The organism is Rhodococcus sp. NPDC076796 (assembly GCF_040702765.1).
Taxonomy (GTDB): Bacteria; Actinomycetota; Actinomycetes; order Mycobacteriales; family Mycobacteriaceae; genus Rhodococcoides.
In genome coordinates this window covers 471737-486789 of record NZ_JBFBMS010000001.1, presented here as the reverse complement: position 1 = coordinate 486789, position 15053 = coordinate 471737, and the positions used below count along the sequence as shown (strand labels likewise).

Annotated in this window: 18 protein-coding genes; 7 read left to right on the top strand and 11 right to left on the bottom strand. The window is 65.4% G+C overall.

Annotated elements, in window-relative coordinates; translation table 11 throughout:
• Positions 1-249: a DUF2530 domain-containing protein gene (locus AB0366_RS02340; RefSeq protein ID WP_366242553.1), complete on the bottom strand. Its 249-nt coding sequence runs from the start codon at positions 247-249 to the stop codon at positions 1-3.
• A gap of 74 nt (positions 250-323) precedes the next feature.
• Here AB0366_RS02340 and AB0366_RS02335 point away from each other — a divergent pair, with 74 nt between their 5' ends.
• The 3 genes from AB0366_RS02335 to AB0366_RS02325 are packed head-to-tail and all read left to right on the top strand — an operon-like array spanning position 324 to position 3585.
• A complete protein-coding gene (locus AB0366_RS02335) occupies positions 324-1775 on the top strand; it encodes an NCS2 family permease (RefSeq protein WP_366242552.1) in 1452 nt (483 codons plus the stop codon).
• 52 nt (positions 1776-1827) lie between these two features.
• The gene (locus tag AB0366_RS02330) at positions 1828-2256 is read left to right on the top strand and encodes a MarR family transcriptional regulator (protein WP_037188786.1); all 429 of its coding nucleotides are present in this window, start codon (positions 1828-1830) and stop codon (positions 2254-2256) included.
• Positions 2257-2313: 57 nt separating this feature from the next.
• Complete coding sequence (locus AB0366_RS02325) at positions 2314-3585, top strand: MFS transporter (RefSeq protein ID WP_317797822.1); 1272 nt, start codon at positions 2314-2316, stop codon at positions 3583-3585.
• Positions 3586-3592: 7 nt separating this feature from the next.
• Here AB0366_RS02325 and AB0366_RS02320 read toward each other — a convergent pair whose 3' ends face one another.
• Genes AB0366_RS02320 through AB0366_RS02300 form a run of 5 tightly spaced genes read right to left on the bottom strand, consistent with a single transcriptional unit; the run spans position 3593 to position 7293 of the window.
• Positions 3593-4198 (bottom strand): response regulator transcription factor, encoded by a 606-nt coding sequence (locus AB0366_RS02320; protein WP_121870753.1) that lies wholly within the window; start codon positions 4196-4198, stop codon positions 3593-3595.
• Positions 4195-5325, bottom strand: a complete 1131-nt coding sequence (locus AB0366_RS02315; protein ID WP_121872647.1) for a histidine kinase — start codon at positions 5323-5325, stop codon at positions 4195-4197. Before AB0366_RS02315 ends, AB0366_RS02320 begins: the two co-directional genes overlap by 4 nt.
• 38 nt (positions 5326-5363) lie before the next feature.
• Positions 5364-6137: an ABC transporter permease gene (locus AB0366_RS02310; RefSeq protein ID WP_366242551.1), complete on the bottom strand. Its 774-nt coding sequence runs from the start codon at positions 6135-6137 to the stop codon at positions 5364-5366.
• Entirely contained in the window at positions 6134-7069 is a 936-nt protein-coding gene (locus tag AB0366_RS02305; RefSeq protein WP_347873581.1) for an ABC transporter ATP-binding protein, read from the bottom strand. Before AB0366_RS02305 ends, AB0366_RS02310 begins: the two co-directional genes overlap by 4 nt.
• A complete protein-coding gene (locus AB0366_RS02300) occupies positions 7066-7293 on the bottom strand; it encodes a hypothetical protein (RefSeq protein WP_183130231.1) in 228 nt (75 codons plus the stop codon). The genes AB0366_RS02305 and AB0366_RS02300 overlap by 4 nt, the downstream gene beginning before the upstream one ends.
• Positions 7294-7465: 172 nt before the next feature.
• Here AB0366_RS02300 and AB0366_RS02295 point away from each other — a divergent pair, with 172 nt between their 5' ends.
• Together AB0366_RS02295 and AB0366_RS02290 are read left to right on the top strand one after the other, a co-directional pair.
• The gene (locus AB0366_RS02295) at positions 7466-8086 is read left to right on the top strand and encodes an MFS transporter (RefSeq protein ID WP_366242550.1); all 621 of its coding nucleotides are present in this window, start codon (positions 7466-7468) and stop codon (positions 8084-8086) included.
• 63 nt (positions 8087-8149) lie between these two features.
• On the top strand, positions 8150-8791 hold the full coding sequence (locus AB0366_RS02290; protein ID WP_366242549.1) for a hypothetical protein: 642 nt from the start codon (positions 8150-8152) through the stop codon (positions 8789-8791).
• Here AB0366_RS02290 and AB0366_RS02285 read toward each other — a convergent pair.
• Positions 8772-9971, bottom strand: a complete 1200-nt coding sequence (locus tag AB0366_RS02285; protein WP_366242548.1) for a GNAT family N-acetyltransferase — start codon at positions 9969-9971, stop codon at positions 8772-8774. The two genes, AB0366_RS02290 and AB0366_RS02285, sit on opposite strands and share 20 nt — an antisense overlap.
• 117 nt (positions 9972-10088) lie before the next feature.
• On the opposite strand from AB0366_RS02285, the gene AB0366_RS02280 reads away from it, so the two are divergent.
• Both AB0366_RS02280 and AB0366_RS02275 read left to right on the top strand, forming a co-directional pair.
• Positions 10089-10892 (top strand): RNA methyltransferase, encoded by an 804-nt coding sequence (locus tag AB0366_RS02280; protein ID WP_121870747.1) that lies wholly within the window; start codon positions 10089-10091, stop codon positions 10890-10892.
• On the top strand, positions 10889-11158 hold the full coding sequence (locus AB0366_RS02275; RefSeq protein ID WP_366242547.1) for a DUF2537 domain-containing protein: 270 nt from the start codon (positions 10889-10891) through the stop codon (positions 11156-11158). Before AB0366_RS02280 ends, AB0366_RS02275 begins: the two co-directional genes overlap by 4 nt.
• A 106-nt stretch (positions 11159-11264) precedes the next feature.
• Here AB0366_RS02275 and AB0366_RS02270 read toward each other — a convergent pair whose 3' ends face one another.
• From AB0366_RS02270 to serC, 4 genes are all read right to left on the bottom strand, one after another.
• The gene (locus tag AB0366_RS02270) at positions 11265-12017 is read right to left on the bottom strand and encodes a hypothetical protein (RefSeq protein ID WP_366242965.1); all 753 of its coding nucleotides are present in this window, start codon (positions 12015-12017) and stop codon (positions 11265-11267) included.
• Between the two features lie 92 nt (positions 12018-12109).
• Positions 12110-13009, bottom strand: coding sequence for a septation protein SepH (sepH, locus tag AB0366_RS02265; RefSeq protein ID WP_366242546.1), 900 nt, complete (start codon positions 13007-13009; stop codon positions 12110-12112).
• A gap of 112 nt (positions 13010-13121) precedes the next feature.
• Positions 13122-13793 (bottom strand): rhomboid-like protein, encoded by a 672-nt coding sequence (locus AB0366_RS02260; RefSeq protein WP_366242545.1) that lies wholly within the window; start codon positions 13791-13793, stop codon positions 13122-13124.
• Between the two features lie 91 nt (positions 13794-13884).
• The gene (gene serC, locus AB0366_RS02255) at positions 13885-15006 is read right to left on the bottom strand and encodes a phosphoserine transaminase (RefSeq protein ID WP_121870742.1); all 1122 of its coding nucleotides are present in this window, start codon (positions 15004-15006) and stop codon (positions 13885-13887) included.
• Between the last annotated feature and the right edge of the window lie 47 nt (positions 15007-15053).

The window sequence follows — 15053 nt, the reverse complement described above, 5'->3', positions numbered from 1 at the left end:
TCAATCGAGGCCGCGTTGGGCGGTTTTGCTCCCGCGACGTGACGCCGCTCTCTGTATCAGGAAGATTCCGAACCCTACGGCACCTACGGCGATACCGGACCAACACGTCGCCAGTGCGTCGCCGCTCCGATCTCCGGTGGCCGTGAACACCACCAGCGCGATGATCCAGCCGAGGATGCCGATCGCCAACACCGGCACCGGATCGGTGAGGCTGCGCGGAATCTGGGGGAGGTCGGCCACGAAATTCAAGCTACGCCACTGTGTCGGTCTCGGCTGCGCCGCTGCGGTTACCCAACTGCTTCGGTGTGCTTTATCGTTCGCTCATGCAATTGTCGTCGCGGCTACTCGACAACTACTTCAAGATCACCGAACGCGGCTCGACGGTCGGATCCGAGGTTCGAGGAGGCGTGGTCACCTTCGTGGCCATGGCTTACATCGTCGTCCTCAATCCGCTGATCCTGGGCAGCTTCTCCGCCGACGACGCAGCGGCCAAGACCGACGTGCTCGGCAACATTCTGCCGGTCGCCCAGGTCGCCGCCGTGACCGCGCTGGTGGCCGGATTCATGAGCATCGCCTTCGGCATCGTCGCCAACTATCCCTTCGGCATCGCGGCAGGCCTGGGCATCAACACCCTGCTCGCCGTCACGATCGCACCGCAGGTGACGTGGCCCGAGGCGATGGGGCTCGTCGTCATCGACGGCATCATCATCGTGTTGCTGGCGGTGACCGGATTCCGCACGGCGGTGTTCAACGCGATCCCGGCCGAGCTCAAGGCTGCGATCGCCGCTGGTATCGGCGCGTTCATCGCCTTCATCGGGCTGGTCGACTCCGGCTTCGTGCGCCGCATCCCCGATGCCGCGGGCACGACGGTTCCCGTCGGGCTCGGCATCGACGGGTCCATCGCGTCGTGGCCGACGGTGATCTTCGTGTTCGGGTTGTTGCTGATGGGTGTGCTGGTGGTGCGCAAGGTGCGTGGCGGTCTGCTGATCGGCATCGTGGTCACGACGGTGCTGGCGGCGATCGTCGAGGCCGTCACCGACGTGGGTCCGTCGAACGGCGTCGACCCCAAGGGCTGGAACCTCTCGGTCCCGCAGCTGCCAACCGAGTTGATTCAGTCTCCTGATCTGTCCCTGGTGGGCGAGGTCGATCTGCTCGGAGCGTTCACTCGCATCGGCGTGCTCGCGGCGAGCCTGCTGGTGTTCACGCTCGTGCTCGCGAATTTCTTCGACGCGATGGGCACGATGACGGGTCTGGGCAAGGAAGCGAAGCTGGACAAGGACGGAAAATTGCCGAACATCGGCAAGGCGCTGGTCGTCGAGGGGGCCGGAGCCATCGTCGGAGGCGGTGCGTCGGCGTCGTCGAACACCGTGTTCGTGGAATCGGCCTCCGGAATCGCCGAGGGTGCGCGTACCGGACTGGCCAACGTCGTCACCGGACTGCTCTTCCTGCTGGCCATGTTCTTCACCCCGCTCACGGCCGTCGTTCCGATCGAAGCGGCTGCTCCGGCACTGGTCGTGGTGGGTGCGTTGATGATCGGGCAGGTTCTCGACATCGACTTCCGCCGCTTCGATTACGCGCTGCCTGCCTTCCTGACCATCGTGGTGATGCCCTTCACGTACTCCATCGCCAACGGGATCGGCGTCGGTTTCATCACCTGGGTCCTACTCGCGGTCGGGTCCGGTCGGGCGAAGTCGGTCCATCCCCTGTTGTGGATCGTCGCGTTGTTGTTCGTCGCATATTTCGCCGTCGGACCCATCACCGAGGCGGTTACATGACGCGTGGTCGGTACCAGGGCGTATTCTCTGCGCTGTGACGTCGGGAAATGGTGTGAAGGACAATCGGGAATTGGCAAGCGACCTGTCGCTTGCGGTGGTGAGGCTGACTCGCCACCTTCGGGGTAGGCGAGTGGACTCGCAAGTCTCGCTCACTCAGCTGTCGGCTCTGGCCACGCTGAGTCGGGAGGGCGACATGACGCCGGGTGCATTGGCCGCGCGAGAGAAGGTCCAGCCGCCGTCGATGACGCGGGTGATCGCATCGTTGGCCGAACTCGGTCTGGTGGCGCGTACCCCGCATCCCACCGACGGGCGGCAGGTGATCGTCTCGCTCTCACCGGCCGGTCGAGAACTGATCGCGGACGAGGCCAGTGCCCGCGAAGCGTGGATGACCGCGCAGCTCGCAGGCCTCGGGCCCGAGCAGCTCGACACACTCCGTGACGCGGTGACGATCATCGGGGCCCTCGTCAGCGACTCCGAGTAGTTACCTAGGTTTATTATTTGAACGGTGGCCCCTGCTTCCCGTACCTCCGGCTCGACGATGTTCGCCGCCCTGAAGACTCGCAACTACCGATTGTGGGCGTCGGGGCAGATCGTCTCGCTGGTCGGCACGTGGATGCAGCGGGTTGCCCAGGACTGGCTCGTTCTGACGCTGTCCGGCGGCAACGGCTTCGCCGTCGGCATCGTCATGGCCCTGCAGTTCGGGCCGACGCTGTTCCTCTCGGTCTGGGGTGGGGTCCTGGCAGACCGTTACGACAAGCGCAAGCTACTCATGATCACCCAGGTCTTCGCCGCGGTATGCGGTCTGGTGCTCGGCGTGCTCGACGTCGGGGGGATGGTCGAGCTGTGGCACGTCTACGTCATCGCATTCATCCTCGGCTGCTCGTCCGCGATCGACGCACCGGTGCGGCAATCGTTCACCATCGAGATGGTCGGCAAAGAGACCCTCGCCAATGCGATCGCGCTGAACTCGATGACCTTCAACATGGCACGCATCGTTGGCCCTGCCGTGTCCGGAGTGCTCATCACCCTCGTCGGCACCGGCTGGGTGTTTCTCATCAATGCCGTGTCGTTCGCGGCGGTCTTCGGTGCCCTCGTGGCGATGAACGTCGGTCAGCTCTTCCGCGTCGAACCGGCCCCACGCGCCAAAGGGCAGGTGCGGGAGGGCTTTCGGTACGTCTGGGGGCGCGGTGACCTACGAGTACTGCTGGCCACGGTCTTCATGGTCTCGACGTTCGGCCTCAACTTTCCGCTGAGTCTGTCGGTGTTGGCGCGCAACACGTTCGGTAGCGGAGCAGACGCCTACGGTCTGCTCTCGACCACCCTGGCAGTCGGAACGTTGGCCGGAGCGACTCTGGCTGCGCGGCGGGCGAGCGCGCCGCGCCTGCGGCTGTTCATCGGTGCCGTCATCGCATTCGGAGCCTTCGAGCTGATCGTCGGATTGATGCCCAACTACCTGCTCGTCGCACTTCTGCTGATACCCACCGGTGCCCTGACGTTGACGTTCACGACGTCGGCGATGAACATTCTGCAGATGTCGGTGCCGTCCGACATGCGCGGACGCGTGATGGGCATCTACATGCTGTGCTTCCTCGGCGGCACTCCGCTGGGCAGTCCGGTTCTCGGTTGGCTCGCCGACGCCCTCGATCCGCGGGCACCGTTGCTGTTCGGCGGGGTCATCTCCCTGGCGACCGGCCTCTTCGCGGCCGTGTATCTGCTGCGGCACAACAATTTGAGGATCACCGTGGTACCACCCGCAGACGGTCACCGGCTCCCCACCCTCGACACCGTCGCCGTGAGCACGAAGGTGTGACGGTGGATCAGATCCAGCCGTGGCGTCGAGCGAGAGCGCAGGCCTCGTGCCGGTTCGCTGCACCCAGTTTCGCCGCGGCAGCGGACAGGTAGTTGCGGGTGGTGCCGGGCGAAAGATGGGCCCGCTGTGCGATCTCCGCGATCGACGCGCCGTCGGCGGCGAACTCGAGCACATCGGCCTCGCGCGGTGTGAGCGGCGAGTCGCCGGCTCCGATCGCTTCCGCGGCCAGCGTCGGGTCGACGTAGCGCCCGCCGCCGTGCACGGTGCGCACCACCTCGGCCAGGGTGGCAGCCGAGGTGGTCTTGGGGAGGAACCCGCGCACGCCCGCTTCGAGCGCCTTCTTGAGGTAGCCCGGCCGACCGTGGCTGGTGACGATGATCGACGCGCAGGTGGGTAGCGTCTCGGCGATCTTCTGGGCCGTCTCGATGCCGTCGATCCCGCCCATCTGCAGGTCCAGCACTGCCACGTCGGGGGCGAGCGAGGCTGCGACGGTCAGCGCCTTCTCGCCGGAGTCGGCCTGCCCGACGATCTCGATGTCGTCCTCGAGATCGAGCATGGTCGCCAGCGCAGCACGAATGAGATTCTCGTCGTCGGCCAGCAGAACTCGAATCATGATGTCGTCCTAGGGTTCTCGGTCGGTAGCGCCGCCGTGAGGGTGAATTCCTCGGAGGTCTTCTCGACATTCAGGGTGCCGCCGACGGCAACCAATCGTTCGCGCAACCCGCTCAGGCCCGTGCCGTCGTCGCGGCCCGACGATGCACTGGGACGATCGTTGGTCAAGCGAATGCTGCCGGCGCTCAGCTCGATCCGGCAGTAGGTGGCAGCGGAGTGCCGCAGAATGTTCGTCACACCCTCACGGACCACCCAGGCGGCGGCCTCGGCCGCGCGTTCGTTCAGGATCGAGGTTTCACCGACCAGTTCGGTGGCGATGCCTGCGGCGGACAGCAGGGATCGAGCGCCGTCGAGTTCCGAGGCCACATCGACCGATCGGTACCCCCGCACCAGTTTTCGAGCGTCGGTCATCGATTCCTGGGCGAGTGCGCGAACCTCGTCCATCTGGCCCGCCGCTCGATCGTCACCCCGGCGAGCCAGTGTCGCGGCGAGTTCGCTCTTGACTGCAATGGCGGACAGTGCGCGGCCGACGACGTCGTGCAGATCTCGGGAGAACCGCAATCGCTCCTCGGCGACCGACAGTGCTGCTGCGGCGTCGCGCGTGGCGTCGAGTTCGGTGACGATGCGCAGCAGCCATGCCGACAGTTGCAGGGTGACGGCCAGAAATGCGATGAAGAGACCGAGCACGACCGCCTCGACCGCAGGGCGTCCCAGAGCCGCCGCAAGCACTGCGGCGGCCACGGCGGCCGCCAGGCACCACCGCAACGGAATGAGGGCTGCCACGGCAGTGGTGGCGAGGGCGGCGGCCCAGAGCATGTTGTTCGAGTCTCCGCTGAACGCCACCACGACGGCGGAGACGGCCATGACGCCCAGGGGTACGCGCGGACTGGCCTTCGACTCGCCACCGATAGCGGGAGTGCGCTGCACGATCACGAAAGTAGCTGCGGCGCAGACCGCCTCCGCCGCCATCGACAGATAGTCGTCGTACTGCAGAGATGTGAGCATCGCAGCGACGGCGACGGCGACGGCGAGCGTCAGGAACGACTGGCGGGTGTAGACGCGCACCTTCTCCACGTCACTGCTGTCTTTCCAGCCGTGCAGTGGGTTGAGGTACTCGTGCAGCTTCATGATCTCCACCCTTGCAGACGGTCGACGAAAGGTGCGATCTAGGACCGCGGTTCCCAGCGGAAGTGCGTGCGGGCGATCAGCAGGCTGCCGACGATCCAGGCGAGCATCACCACCAGCGGCATTCCGGCTTCGGTGAAGGTGGCAGCGAAGCCGATCGACGCGTCTCCGGGAGTGGTGGTGCCGAACCAGCCCAGGTTGAGCAGGTCCGAGACCGCGGCCATCGGGGTCAGGTCGATCACCCTGCTGAACGAATCCGGGAGGGCGTCACGGAGCAGTGAGGAGCCGGCCATGGCGACCAGAATCACCGGCAAGCTGGTGATCTGCGCGGCCTCTGCGTTGCGGGTGAACGCCGACGTGATCAGCGCCAGGGCAGCGAACAGTGCAGCACCGCCGAACAGGGCGGCCACGACCAGTAGCACGTTGGTGGGGACGGGTCCGCCGAAGGCCAGCACCACTGCGCCGACGATCAGGCCGAGGACGACGGTGAGAATCAGCGAGGGAATTGCCGGTCCGAGCAGAATCTGCACATCCGAACTCTCTCCGGTGCGAAGTCGCTTCAGCACCAACTCGTCTCGTCGCGTGGCATAGACCGAGAGCATGTTGTAGTACACCATGAACACGAGCAGGAACAGTGCGAAGATCTCGAGTGCAGCTCCGACGCCTGCATCGGTCAATCCGTCGTCGCTGCGGCTGCCGACGATCAGCAGTGCGATGGGGAAGATCAACGGCATGACGATCGCGTTGAACAGTAGTACTCGGTTGCGTCCGAGCAGAGTGAACTCTGCTCGTGACAGTGCGGTCATCGTGCTCATGCGCTCATCACCTTCGTGTGTGTGAAGTCCGGATTGTCGAATTCGTCTGCGATGGAGAGGAATACGGTTTCGAGCGATGCTGCTCGGGCGTCGAGGCCGTGCAGGGTCACTCCATTGGTGCGGGCCCACACGAGCAGGTCGGTGAGCGTGTCCTGTACCGAGGACGTCTGGATCGAGATGGTCTCTCCCGAGACGTCGATCGCGGTACCGGGCAGTGTCGGCAACGCCGTACCGGGGGCCTTCAGTTCGATCTTCGCGGGGTGGTCGGCAACCACCTCGTCGACCGTTCCACTGCGAACGACTGTGCCGCGGTGCATGATCGCCAGTCGATCGCACAGTGACTCGGCCTCGTCCAGGTAGTGCGTCGTGAGCATGATCGTCACACCGGAGTTCTTCAGCTCCTGGATCAAACGCCATGTGTTGCGGCGGCTTTCGGGATCGAGTCCGGTGGTCGGTTCGTCCAGGAACAGCACTCGCGGACGGCTGATGATGGCGCACGCCAGATCCAACCTGCGCTGCTCGCCGCCCGAGAGGAACTTCACCCGGGTATCGGCGCGGTCGGCCAGGTCTACACGCTCGAGCACCTCCGCCGTCGGCAGCGGGTTGCTGCACGTGCCGGCCCACATCCGCAGGCTCTCCGCGGTGGTCAGATCCTGGGGCAGGCCGCCCTTCTGCAGCATGATGCCCAGAGACGGTCGAACCTTGCGGCGATCGGACACCGGATCCATTCCCATGATCCGCACCGTGCCCTCGCTGGGCCGTGAAAGTCCCTGAATCACTTCGAGAGTGGACGTCTTGCCGGCACCGTTGGTGCCCAGCAGACCGAACAGCTCACCCTCCGCGACATGCAGATCGAGTTCCTTCACGGCCTCGAAAGCATTCTTGCCCGAACCGTAGCGGCGAGTCATACCATTGACTTCGATGATGGTCATGATTGCTTCTCCCAGTGGCGGAGTCCGATGACGAACCGCACGCCCATGAAGGCGACGATGACGCCGAGTGCGACGAACGCCGGAACCGACGTACCGACGATCGCGAACAGCACGGCGACAATGGCGATGCTGATGACGATGACGACGATCTCACGCGCCATCGTCGGAGCCGGCCCGAGCTCCATGAGATCGGTGAACAGGTTTCCTTCGTCTGGTTGCTTCATGACTACGAGTCTGCTGCGACCGAACCACCGAAAACAGTGCGGCGCATCATGACCTGAAGTGACACCGTCACGATCCAGCCATGACAAAAGTCATGCGCGTGCTGTTACGCGACGGCTGTTCGGCTCGCACGAATCGCGCGCGGTACGGTCGGAGGCCGGGTACCTTCAGCACGTGAATCGCACCGAGTCGGCGAGCCCCGACCGTCGTACGCAGGTACGCGTCATTCTGGCGGGTTCGATTCCGAACCTGGTGCAGTGGTTCAACCTGTATCTCTACGCGACGTTCGCGCCGTATTTTCGGACCGAGTTCTTCGATCCGGCTTCGACCAATTCACTCGTCTACGTCTACGGACTCTTCGCACTGACCTTCGTCGTACGCCCGCTCGGCTCGTGGCTGTTCGGCAGGCTGGCGGACGTGCGAGGCCGACAGTTCGCGCTCGTCGCGGCGGTCACGCTGATGTTGGCCGGATCGGTGGCTCTGGCGCTGACTCCCACGGTCCACGACATCGGTGCCTGGGCTGCGGTGATCCTCGCGGTCGTCAGCATCGTGCAGGGCATCGCCACCGGTGGCGAATATGCGGCGGCGACGGTGTTGCTCTCCGAGTCGGGCACGCGCGGACACCGCGGATTCTTCGCCTCGTTCCAGGCCGCGACCATCGTCGGCGGCCTCGTGCTCGCGCAGGGATGTCTACTCGTGCTCCTCGCGAGCACGGACCGTGTGTCAATCTCCGAATGGGGCTTTCGCCTCGCGTTCGCCGCGGGAGGCGCGGCCGGCCTGGCGTCGCTGTGGTAGGCGCGCGGACTCGATCGCGCGCCCCGCGAACCGGGAGCACCACGGGCAGACCGAGACGCCACGATGGGGGCGCTGTTCCGCGATCATTGGCGTCCGCTCGTCTGGGTGTTCTTGCTGACCGCGGGAGGAAGTGCGGCGTTCTACACCTACACCGTCACGGTTCCCTCGATCGTTCGCGAGACGTTCTTCGCTGCGGACGGCGCCAGGGGTGAGCTCATCGCGACCGGTCTGGTTCTCGCTGCTTTCGTGGTGCTGATGGTGCTGCAGCCGGTCGGCGGTGCGCTGAGCGACCGCATCGGAAGAAAGCCTCTTCTCGTCGCGTTCGGGGCGCTGGCGATACCGGCCACCGGCGCATTGGTGCTGGCCACCACCCGGGTGACGTCTCCGCCTGCGGTGTTCGTCATCCTGGTGAGCGCGTTCGTCGTTCTCACCTGCTACCTGTCGGTGAACGGCATCGCCAAGGCCGAGGTGTTCCCCGCGCACATTCGTGCCCTCGGCGTCGGCTTCGGCTACGCCGTGGCGAACTCCCTGTTCGGGGGCACGGCACCGTTGATCTACCACGCCACCAGCGGCCGTGGCAGCGCCGACTTCATCGTCTACACGACGGTGCTGCTCTCGGTGACGCTGTGCGCAGCCCTCTGGATGCGGGGCGGCTCGGCGACCGCGATCGATGAGCCGAAGAGTCCTAGAAACCCCAACCCATGACGGCCGGGCGCGCAGTTCCGAATGTCAGGTCGAGTGCGTGCAGTGACGCGTCGTTGCGCGCGGTGAGGCGGTTGGCCGCGGCGAACAAGCGGGCACGGTGGGTGCCGAAGTAGATGCTTGCGAGCACGTCGATATCGAGTTCGATGTCCGGTTCGGATTCGACCCGGGTGCAGGTGGCGCGGCCGTCGGTCACGGTCAGCGAGTAGGTGCCGCCCGCATCGAGGAAGGGATCTCGCACCGCGATGATCAGCGAGGTGTCGAGAGCGTAGGTGCGAGCCTCCAGCGCTGCCTCGACGTGCATGATGCGGCCCCACAGCGCGTCGTGGTGAGCCGTGACCTTCGGGAGCCGATTGTTGGTCAGCAGGAACGGCAGCGCTTCGTCCCGTGCTTGCCGTACCTCGATGGTGTCGACCAGGTCCACTCCGACGAGTATCTGCCACAGCGCGGCGTACGCGTCGTCGGTCACCGCGATGAATTCTTGCACCACAACCCGGCTGGGGTTGCGACCGCGCCGGTAGGCGACGTATCCGTCGGGATGGACGACGAAGAACAGTGCTGTCAGACCCTCGCGTCGGTTCTCGCGATCGGCGAAGAACCGCTCCCAGCGGATCGGCGGCTTGGGCTGCGCGCCTGCGGTCTGCTGCTGCCAGCGGTGGTAGATGTCGGGGAGCAGTTCGGCTGCCTCGGCCGATTCGATCAGCCGGACACCGGTGGCCGGGGGAGCGTCCTTGCGGAACTGCGCGAATCGACGATCGATCGAGACGCTGATCTCCTCGGTCACCGGTCCGTATCCGAAGCGTCCGTAGATCGTCGCCTCGCTGGCCGTGAGCAGCGAGAGCGGTGCGCCCGCGTCGTTCAGGGCGCGGTGCTGCTGGGTGAACATCGATCGCAGGATGCCGCGTCGACGATGCGTCGGCGCGACCGAGACCCAGGAGACTCCGGAAGCCTCGACCTGCGCACCACCGGGAACGGTGACCGACATCGGGAAGTGCATGGCCACACCGACCGGGGTCTCGCCGTCCCACGCCAGGTACACGTGCTCGGACTGAGTCAGGATCTGCGTCTCGGCCAGGTCCTCGGCGTTCTGGTGCTCGCCGAATGCGTGGGCGTCGAGCAGCGCGACGGCATCCCAGTCGTCGTCGGTGGCGGTACGGATGGTGATCGATTCGTCGGTAGTCATCGCTCTTTACTTTTCCATACAGGAGTGGAGCCCGCGGAACGACCCGAAAAATCTGCCATACAGAAGTAGGCCTTCGCCGACGGAGTCTCGAAATCGGTCGGGTGACAAGATGAGCACGTGGTGCATGTAATCGACATCGACGACCCATCGGACCCGCGACTGGACGATTTTCGCGATCTCAACTCGTCGGATCGGCGGCCCGACCTGCCCGAGGGCAAGGGCCTGGTGATCGCCGAGGGTGTGTTGGTTGCGCAGCGCCTGCTGACCTCGCGGTTTCCGATGATCAGCCTGCTGGGCGTGGATCGACGGCTCGACGCCTTGCGCGACGATCTCGTCGACTCGGACGTTCCGTTCTACCGGACCTCCGCCGAGGTGATGGCCGAGGTCGTCGGCTTCCATCTCAATCGAGGGGTGTTGGCGGCGGCGAACAGGCCGCAGGCCCTCGATCTCGACGAGGTGTTGGCCGGAGCGAAGACGGTGGCGATTCTCGAGGGCGTCAACGATCACGAGAATCTCGGGTCGATGTTCCGCAACGCGGCAGGCCTCGGAGTGGATGCGGTGCTGTTCGGGGCCGCATGCGCGGATCCGCTCTACCGACGTTCGGTGCGGGTATCGATGGGGCATGTGCTGCGGGTGCCGTTCGCCAAGGTGCCCGAGTGGCCGCGCGGCCTCGATCGCGTTCGCGCGCATGGCTTTCAGCTGATCTCGCTGACGCCCAATCCGGCGGCGGTATCACTGGCGGCGGCGATGACGGGGGAGAAGGTCGCGTTGTTGCTCGGCGCGGAGGGCCCGGGTCTGACCGAACATGCCATGCGTGCCACGGACATTCGCGCGCGCATTCCGATGGCTCCCGGCACCGATTCACTCAATGTGGCCACGGCCGCGGCGATGGGGTTCTACGAACGCGTGCGCCTGACGTGAACGACAACGACCCGGGCGTCCGCTGGACCGGCATCCCGATCGCCGTGATCTCGGCGGCGCTCGTGGGTGTGGCACTGACGGCCTTCGGTCTGGAACTGGCCAGAATTCATCCGCTGCTCGCGATCGGTCTGAACATCATCGTCGTTGCGGGTGCAGCACCGACGGTCATGCGGTGGCTCGCGATACCGGTGTGGCGCTGGGCCGTGTACGGAGCCGGTATCGGTTCCATCCTGAGCTTCGTGGCACTGGCGGCGCTGGCGTTCTGACGTTCGCCGGGCACTGGGTGCGGGCAGAATTGCGCACTACCGGCGACAATCGGCGGAAACCCGTCGAGAGGCGGTAGTTGCGTGCAACGGTGCCCACCCCGAGACGCTATTTGCGCGAGAACCAACGCTTCTTCGGCCGCGGTGCCTGTTCCTCGGGGGCGTCGGGCATCGGTTCCTGTGCGGCGCGGCCGTTCGAGCTTTGGTTCGGCGGCGGCGGCTCCTGCCCCGGAACGTACATCGTGAAGCCGCAGACCGGCAGGGTGTTCGGATCGAATTCGTCCGCGTGCGGTGCGCCGGTGTAGCGGAATCCGAGCCACTCGGCGTTGGCCGCCTCGGCGAATTCCTGTGGGTGGAACGGCAGCGACTGCGGATCCGGCATCACTCCGGGCGGGTAGATCAGCGGATGCTCACCGGCCCAGAACGATCGCTCCCACACCAGCGGCAGGCCCGCGTCCTCGTAGATGTACACCGGGGTGGCGCTGAAGGATCGGCGAAACTCACCGCGCTCCCAGTACGCGAATGCACCCCAGGCGTGTTGGGGATCCGAGGCGACGAGGTAGGTGTGCTCGGACGCCAGAGGGCGAGTGAAGGATTCGGGAAGCGTCGACGGTGTGGGCACCGCGAGATTGGACCCGCAGACCACGGTGACGCCCGGGTAGCAACCGATGAAGACGTGATCGTCGTCCACGCCTGCCGAGGTCGATATCGGACCCTGTCCGAGGGGCACTGCCGTCAGGTGGGGGTACAGACGTCCGACGAGTGCGCTGGCAGCATTCCAGTCCGAGGTGGTGGCCTCTCGGAGTACCGAAATGGGATCCGGTGCGTCCACGTACCAGATCGTTGATGCTTTGGCCCCCACTACCGGCACCTCTCTCTCCGTTACCTCCTGGGAAGCCTACGGTGTGAGCGTCGGCGGTTCTGCACCGCGCGGCACATCGGTCACATCAGAACTCAGTTGTGACCGCTGCTGCGAACGCCGAGCAGGACGTCCTCCCACGACGGCATGGCGGGCTTGCCACGCTTGTCCTTGCCACTGGTGTGACCGGCGGCAGGCTTCGGTGCGGGCCTGGGCTCCCTGGCCACCGGTTCGCGTGGCTGCTCGGTCTCGGGAGTCGGCGCATCGTCCACCTCGACCTCGATGGTCTCGGCGTCGATCTCGCTGTCGGCGGTGGTGCCGTAGTACTCGTCGAAGCTCTGCTGCGAGGCCTCGTCGTCGGAATCATCGGCCGACGTCAGTGCGCGCACCGGTGCCAGACCGCGTAGTTGGCGTCCGAAGTCGGGATCGATCAATTCGTGTGCGGTGTCGTCGAGTGGCGCGATGGTGCCGCCGTGCCCGTCGGGCAGGAACTGCCAGTGCGCCTTGTTGGTGGTACGGCCCGCCTGCCACTTGAGCTGCGCGACCCACTTGTTGTCCTCGTCGCGCCAGGCGTCCCACGCCGCGTCGTCGAGATTGTGGCCGCGAGCGCGGAAGGCGAGGGTGACGATCTCGAGCAGGGTCTGCACGGCCGGGCCGTCGTGGCGCAGCGGATGACCGGCCTGGGCCATCGACGCGGCCTGCGAGCGTTCGAGCAGCACCGGGTGAGCGAACACCTCGACGCGACTGATGGCCATTCCCGAGTCGGCGGCAACCTGTTCGATGGTCGCTCCGCTGCGGATACGGGCCTGAATTTCTTTCGGCCGAAGCAAGCTGTCCATTTCGATCTCAATCTGTCCTAGTCGAGCGATGTCACCGCGAGAGGCCGCGCGGAGCTTGTCGTCGGCTGGAAGCCGGAATCTGTCGCCGGTCTTGGGATCTGCGCACACGACGAACTTTCCGTCGGCCTCGAGACCCACCACACGTAAGTCTCGCACCTTGACCTCCTCATCGCGCCGGCTCGCGATACCGTCGAATTCGAGCCTAGTTCACCTGCCGTATTCGGTGGGTGTTCGACACGCATCGCTTCTGCCGACGATCGTTTCCCTATCAGAGGGTAGACAGCTGCGGGCTCGGCTGCACCCATTCGGTCGATCTTCCGTCGATTGCTTTGTGGGACAACGCCGATGCGTCTCTGCGAAGGTAGAGGACGCCCAAACCGAAGCCGATGGTCAGGGCAATCGCATGCCCGACGGCGGTGAAGGACGGGTCCGACACTCCACTGATCGCGACGACACCGATCCACAGTGCGGCCCAGCCTGCACGCCACGGCATCGGCAGGTACCGAATCATCGACCCTGCGACCGCGGCTGCTGCGTAGCTGACACCGACGTCGACGGCCATCGCCAGCGAGTCCGAGAGCCAATCGTTGTGAATGCCGATGAGCAGTCCGACGGCAACCAACGCCGTCGCACCGAGGTGTCCGGCGCTGAAGGTCAGCAGGAAGCGTCGCCAGCCGGAGATCCACTCGGCGACGGCGAACAACAGAGCGACCGCGGCCAACCACAGCCAGTTCACCCGTCCTTCGGTGAGAAAGACGCTCGTGACGAGGGTGGCGAGGTGGCCGTCGGTCAGATTGTGCAGATTGGTGCTCGCCGCGTGGAGAACGTGCCAGCGATCGTGCGGGCCGATCTGGCCGAGCGCTATCGTGCCTGCCACCGCGAGTGCGCAGTACACCAGAGTCACACGAATCCGCAGCGCCGATGCCAGGAGCCTGTACATACGAGCGCTCCCTCCGAGGTCGTTACGCTTGCTTACTTGATAGCAAGTGTAGGCCTCGAAGGGAGCGCTGGAGCTGTGAGCTTGCTGGTAATCAGCTCAGGGTGGAGACGACCCAGTCGATGCTCTTGGTCAGTGCGGTGATGTCGTCCGGCTCGATGGCCGGGAACATACCGACACGCAGCTGGTTGCGGCCGAGCTTGCGGTACGGCTCGGTGTCGACGACGCCGTTCGCGCGCAGGATCTTCGCAACCTGGGCTGCGTCGACCTTCTCGTCGAAGTCGATGGTGCCGACGACCTGGCTGCGGTGATCCGGGTTCGTCACGAACGGCGTTGCGAACTCGCTCTTCTCGGCCCAGTCGTACAGGCGTGAGGACGAATCGGCGGTGCGCTTGGTGGCCCAATCGAGGCCGCCCTGCGCGTTCAGCCACTCGATCTGGTCCGCGAACATCAGCAGTGTCGCCACGGCCGGGGTGTTGTACGTCTGGTTCTTGCTGCTGTTGTCGACGGCGATCGGCAGCGACAGGAAGTCCGGGACCCACCGATCCGTGGCAGCGATTTCGCTGACGCGCTCGAGTGCGGCCGGGCTCATCAGCGCGACCCACAGGCCACCGTCGGCGGCGAAGCACTTCTGCGGAGCGAAGTAGTAGACGTCCGAGTCGGCGACGTTCACCGGCAGACCGCCTGCACCGGAGGTGGCGTCGATCGCGATGAGGGCGTTCTCGGAGCCGGCCGGACGGCTGACCGGGATGGCCACGCCCGTCGAGGTTTCGTTGTGCGCCCAACCGATGAGGTCGACGGACGGGTCGGAGGTGGGCTCGGGCGCGCTGCCCGGCTCGGCCTTGACGACGATCGGATCACCGATGAACGGGTTGTTCTTGGCCACCGAGGCGAACTTCGAGCTGAACTCGCCGTTGGTCAGGTGCAGCGACTTCTCGCGAATCAGGCCGAACGCAGCAGCGTCCCAGAATGCGGTGGTGCCACCGTTGCCGAGGACGACTTCGTAGCCCTCGGGCAGCGAGAACAGATCCTTCAGACCACTGCGCACGCGTCCGACGACGTCCTTGACGGGCTTCTGACGGTGGCTGGTGCCGAACACGGAAGCGCCGACGTCGACCAGGGATTGCAGCTGCTCGGGGCGAACCTTGGACGGGCCACAGCCGAAGCGTCCGTCGGCGGGCAGGAGATCGGCGGGAATGATCGGCAATTCGGCCATGGAGTAGCGCGTCCTAGCGTCGATGGAATATGGCACCCACAGGGTAG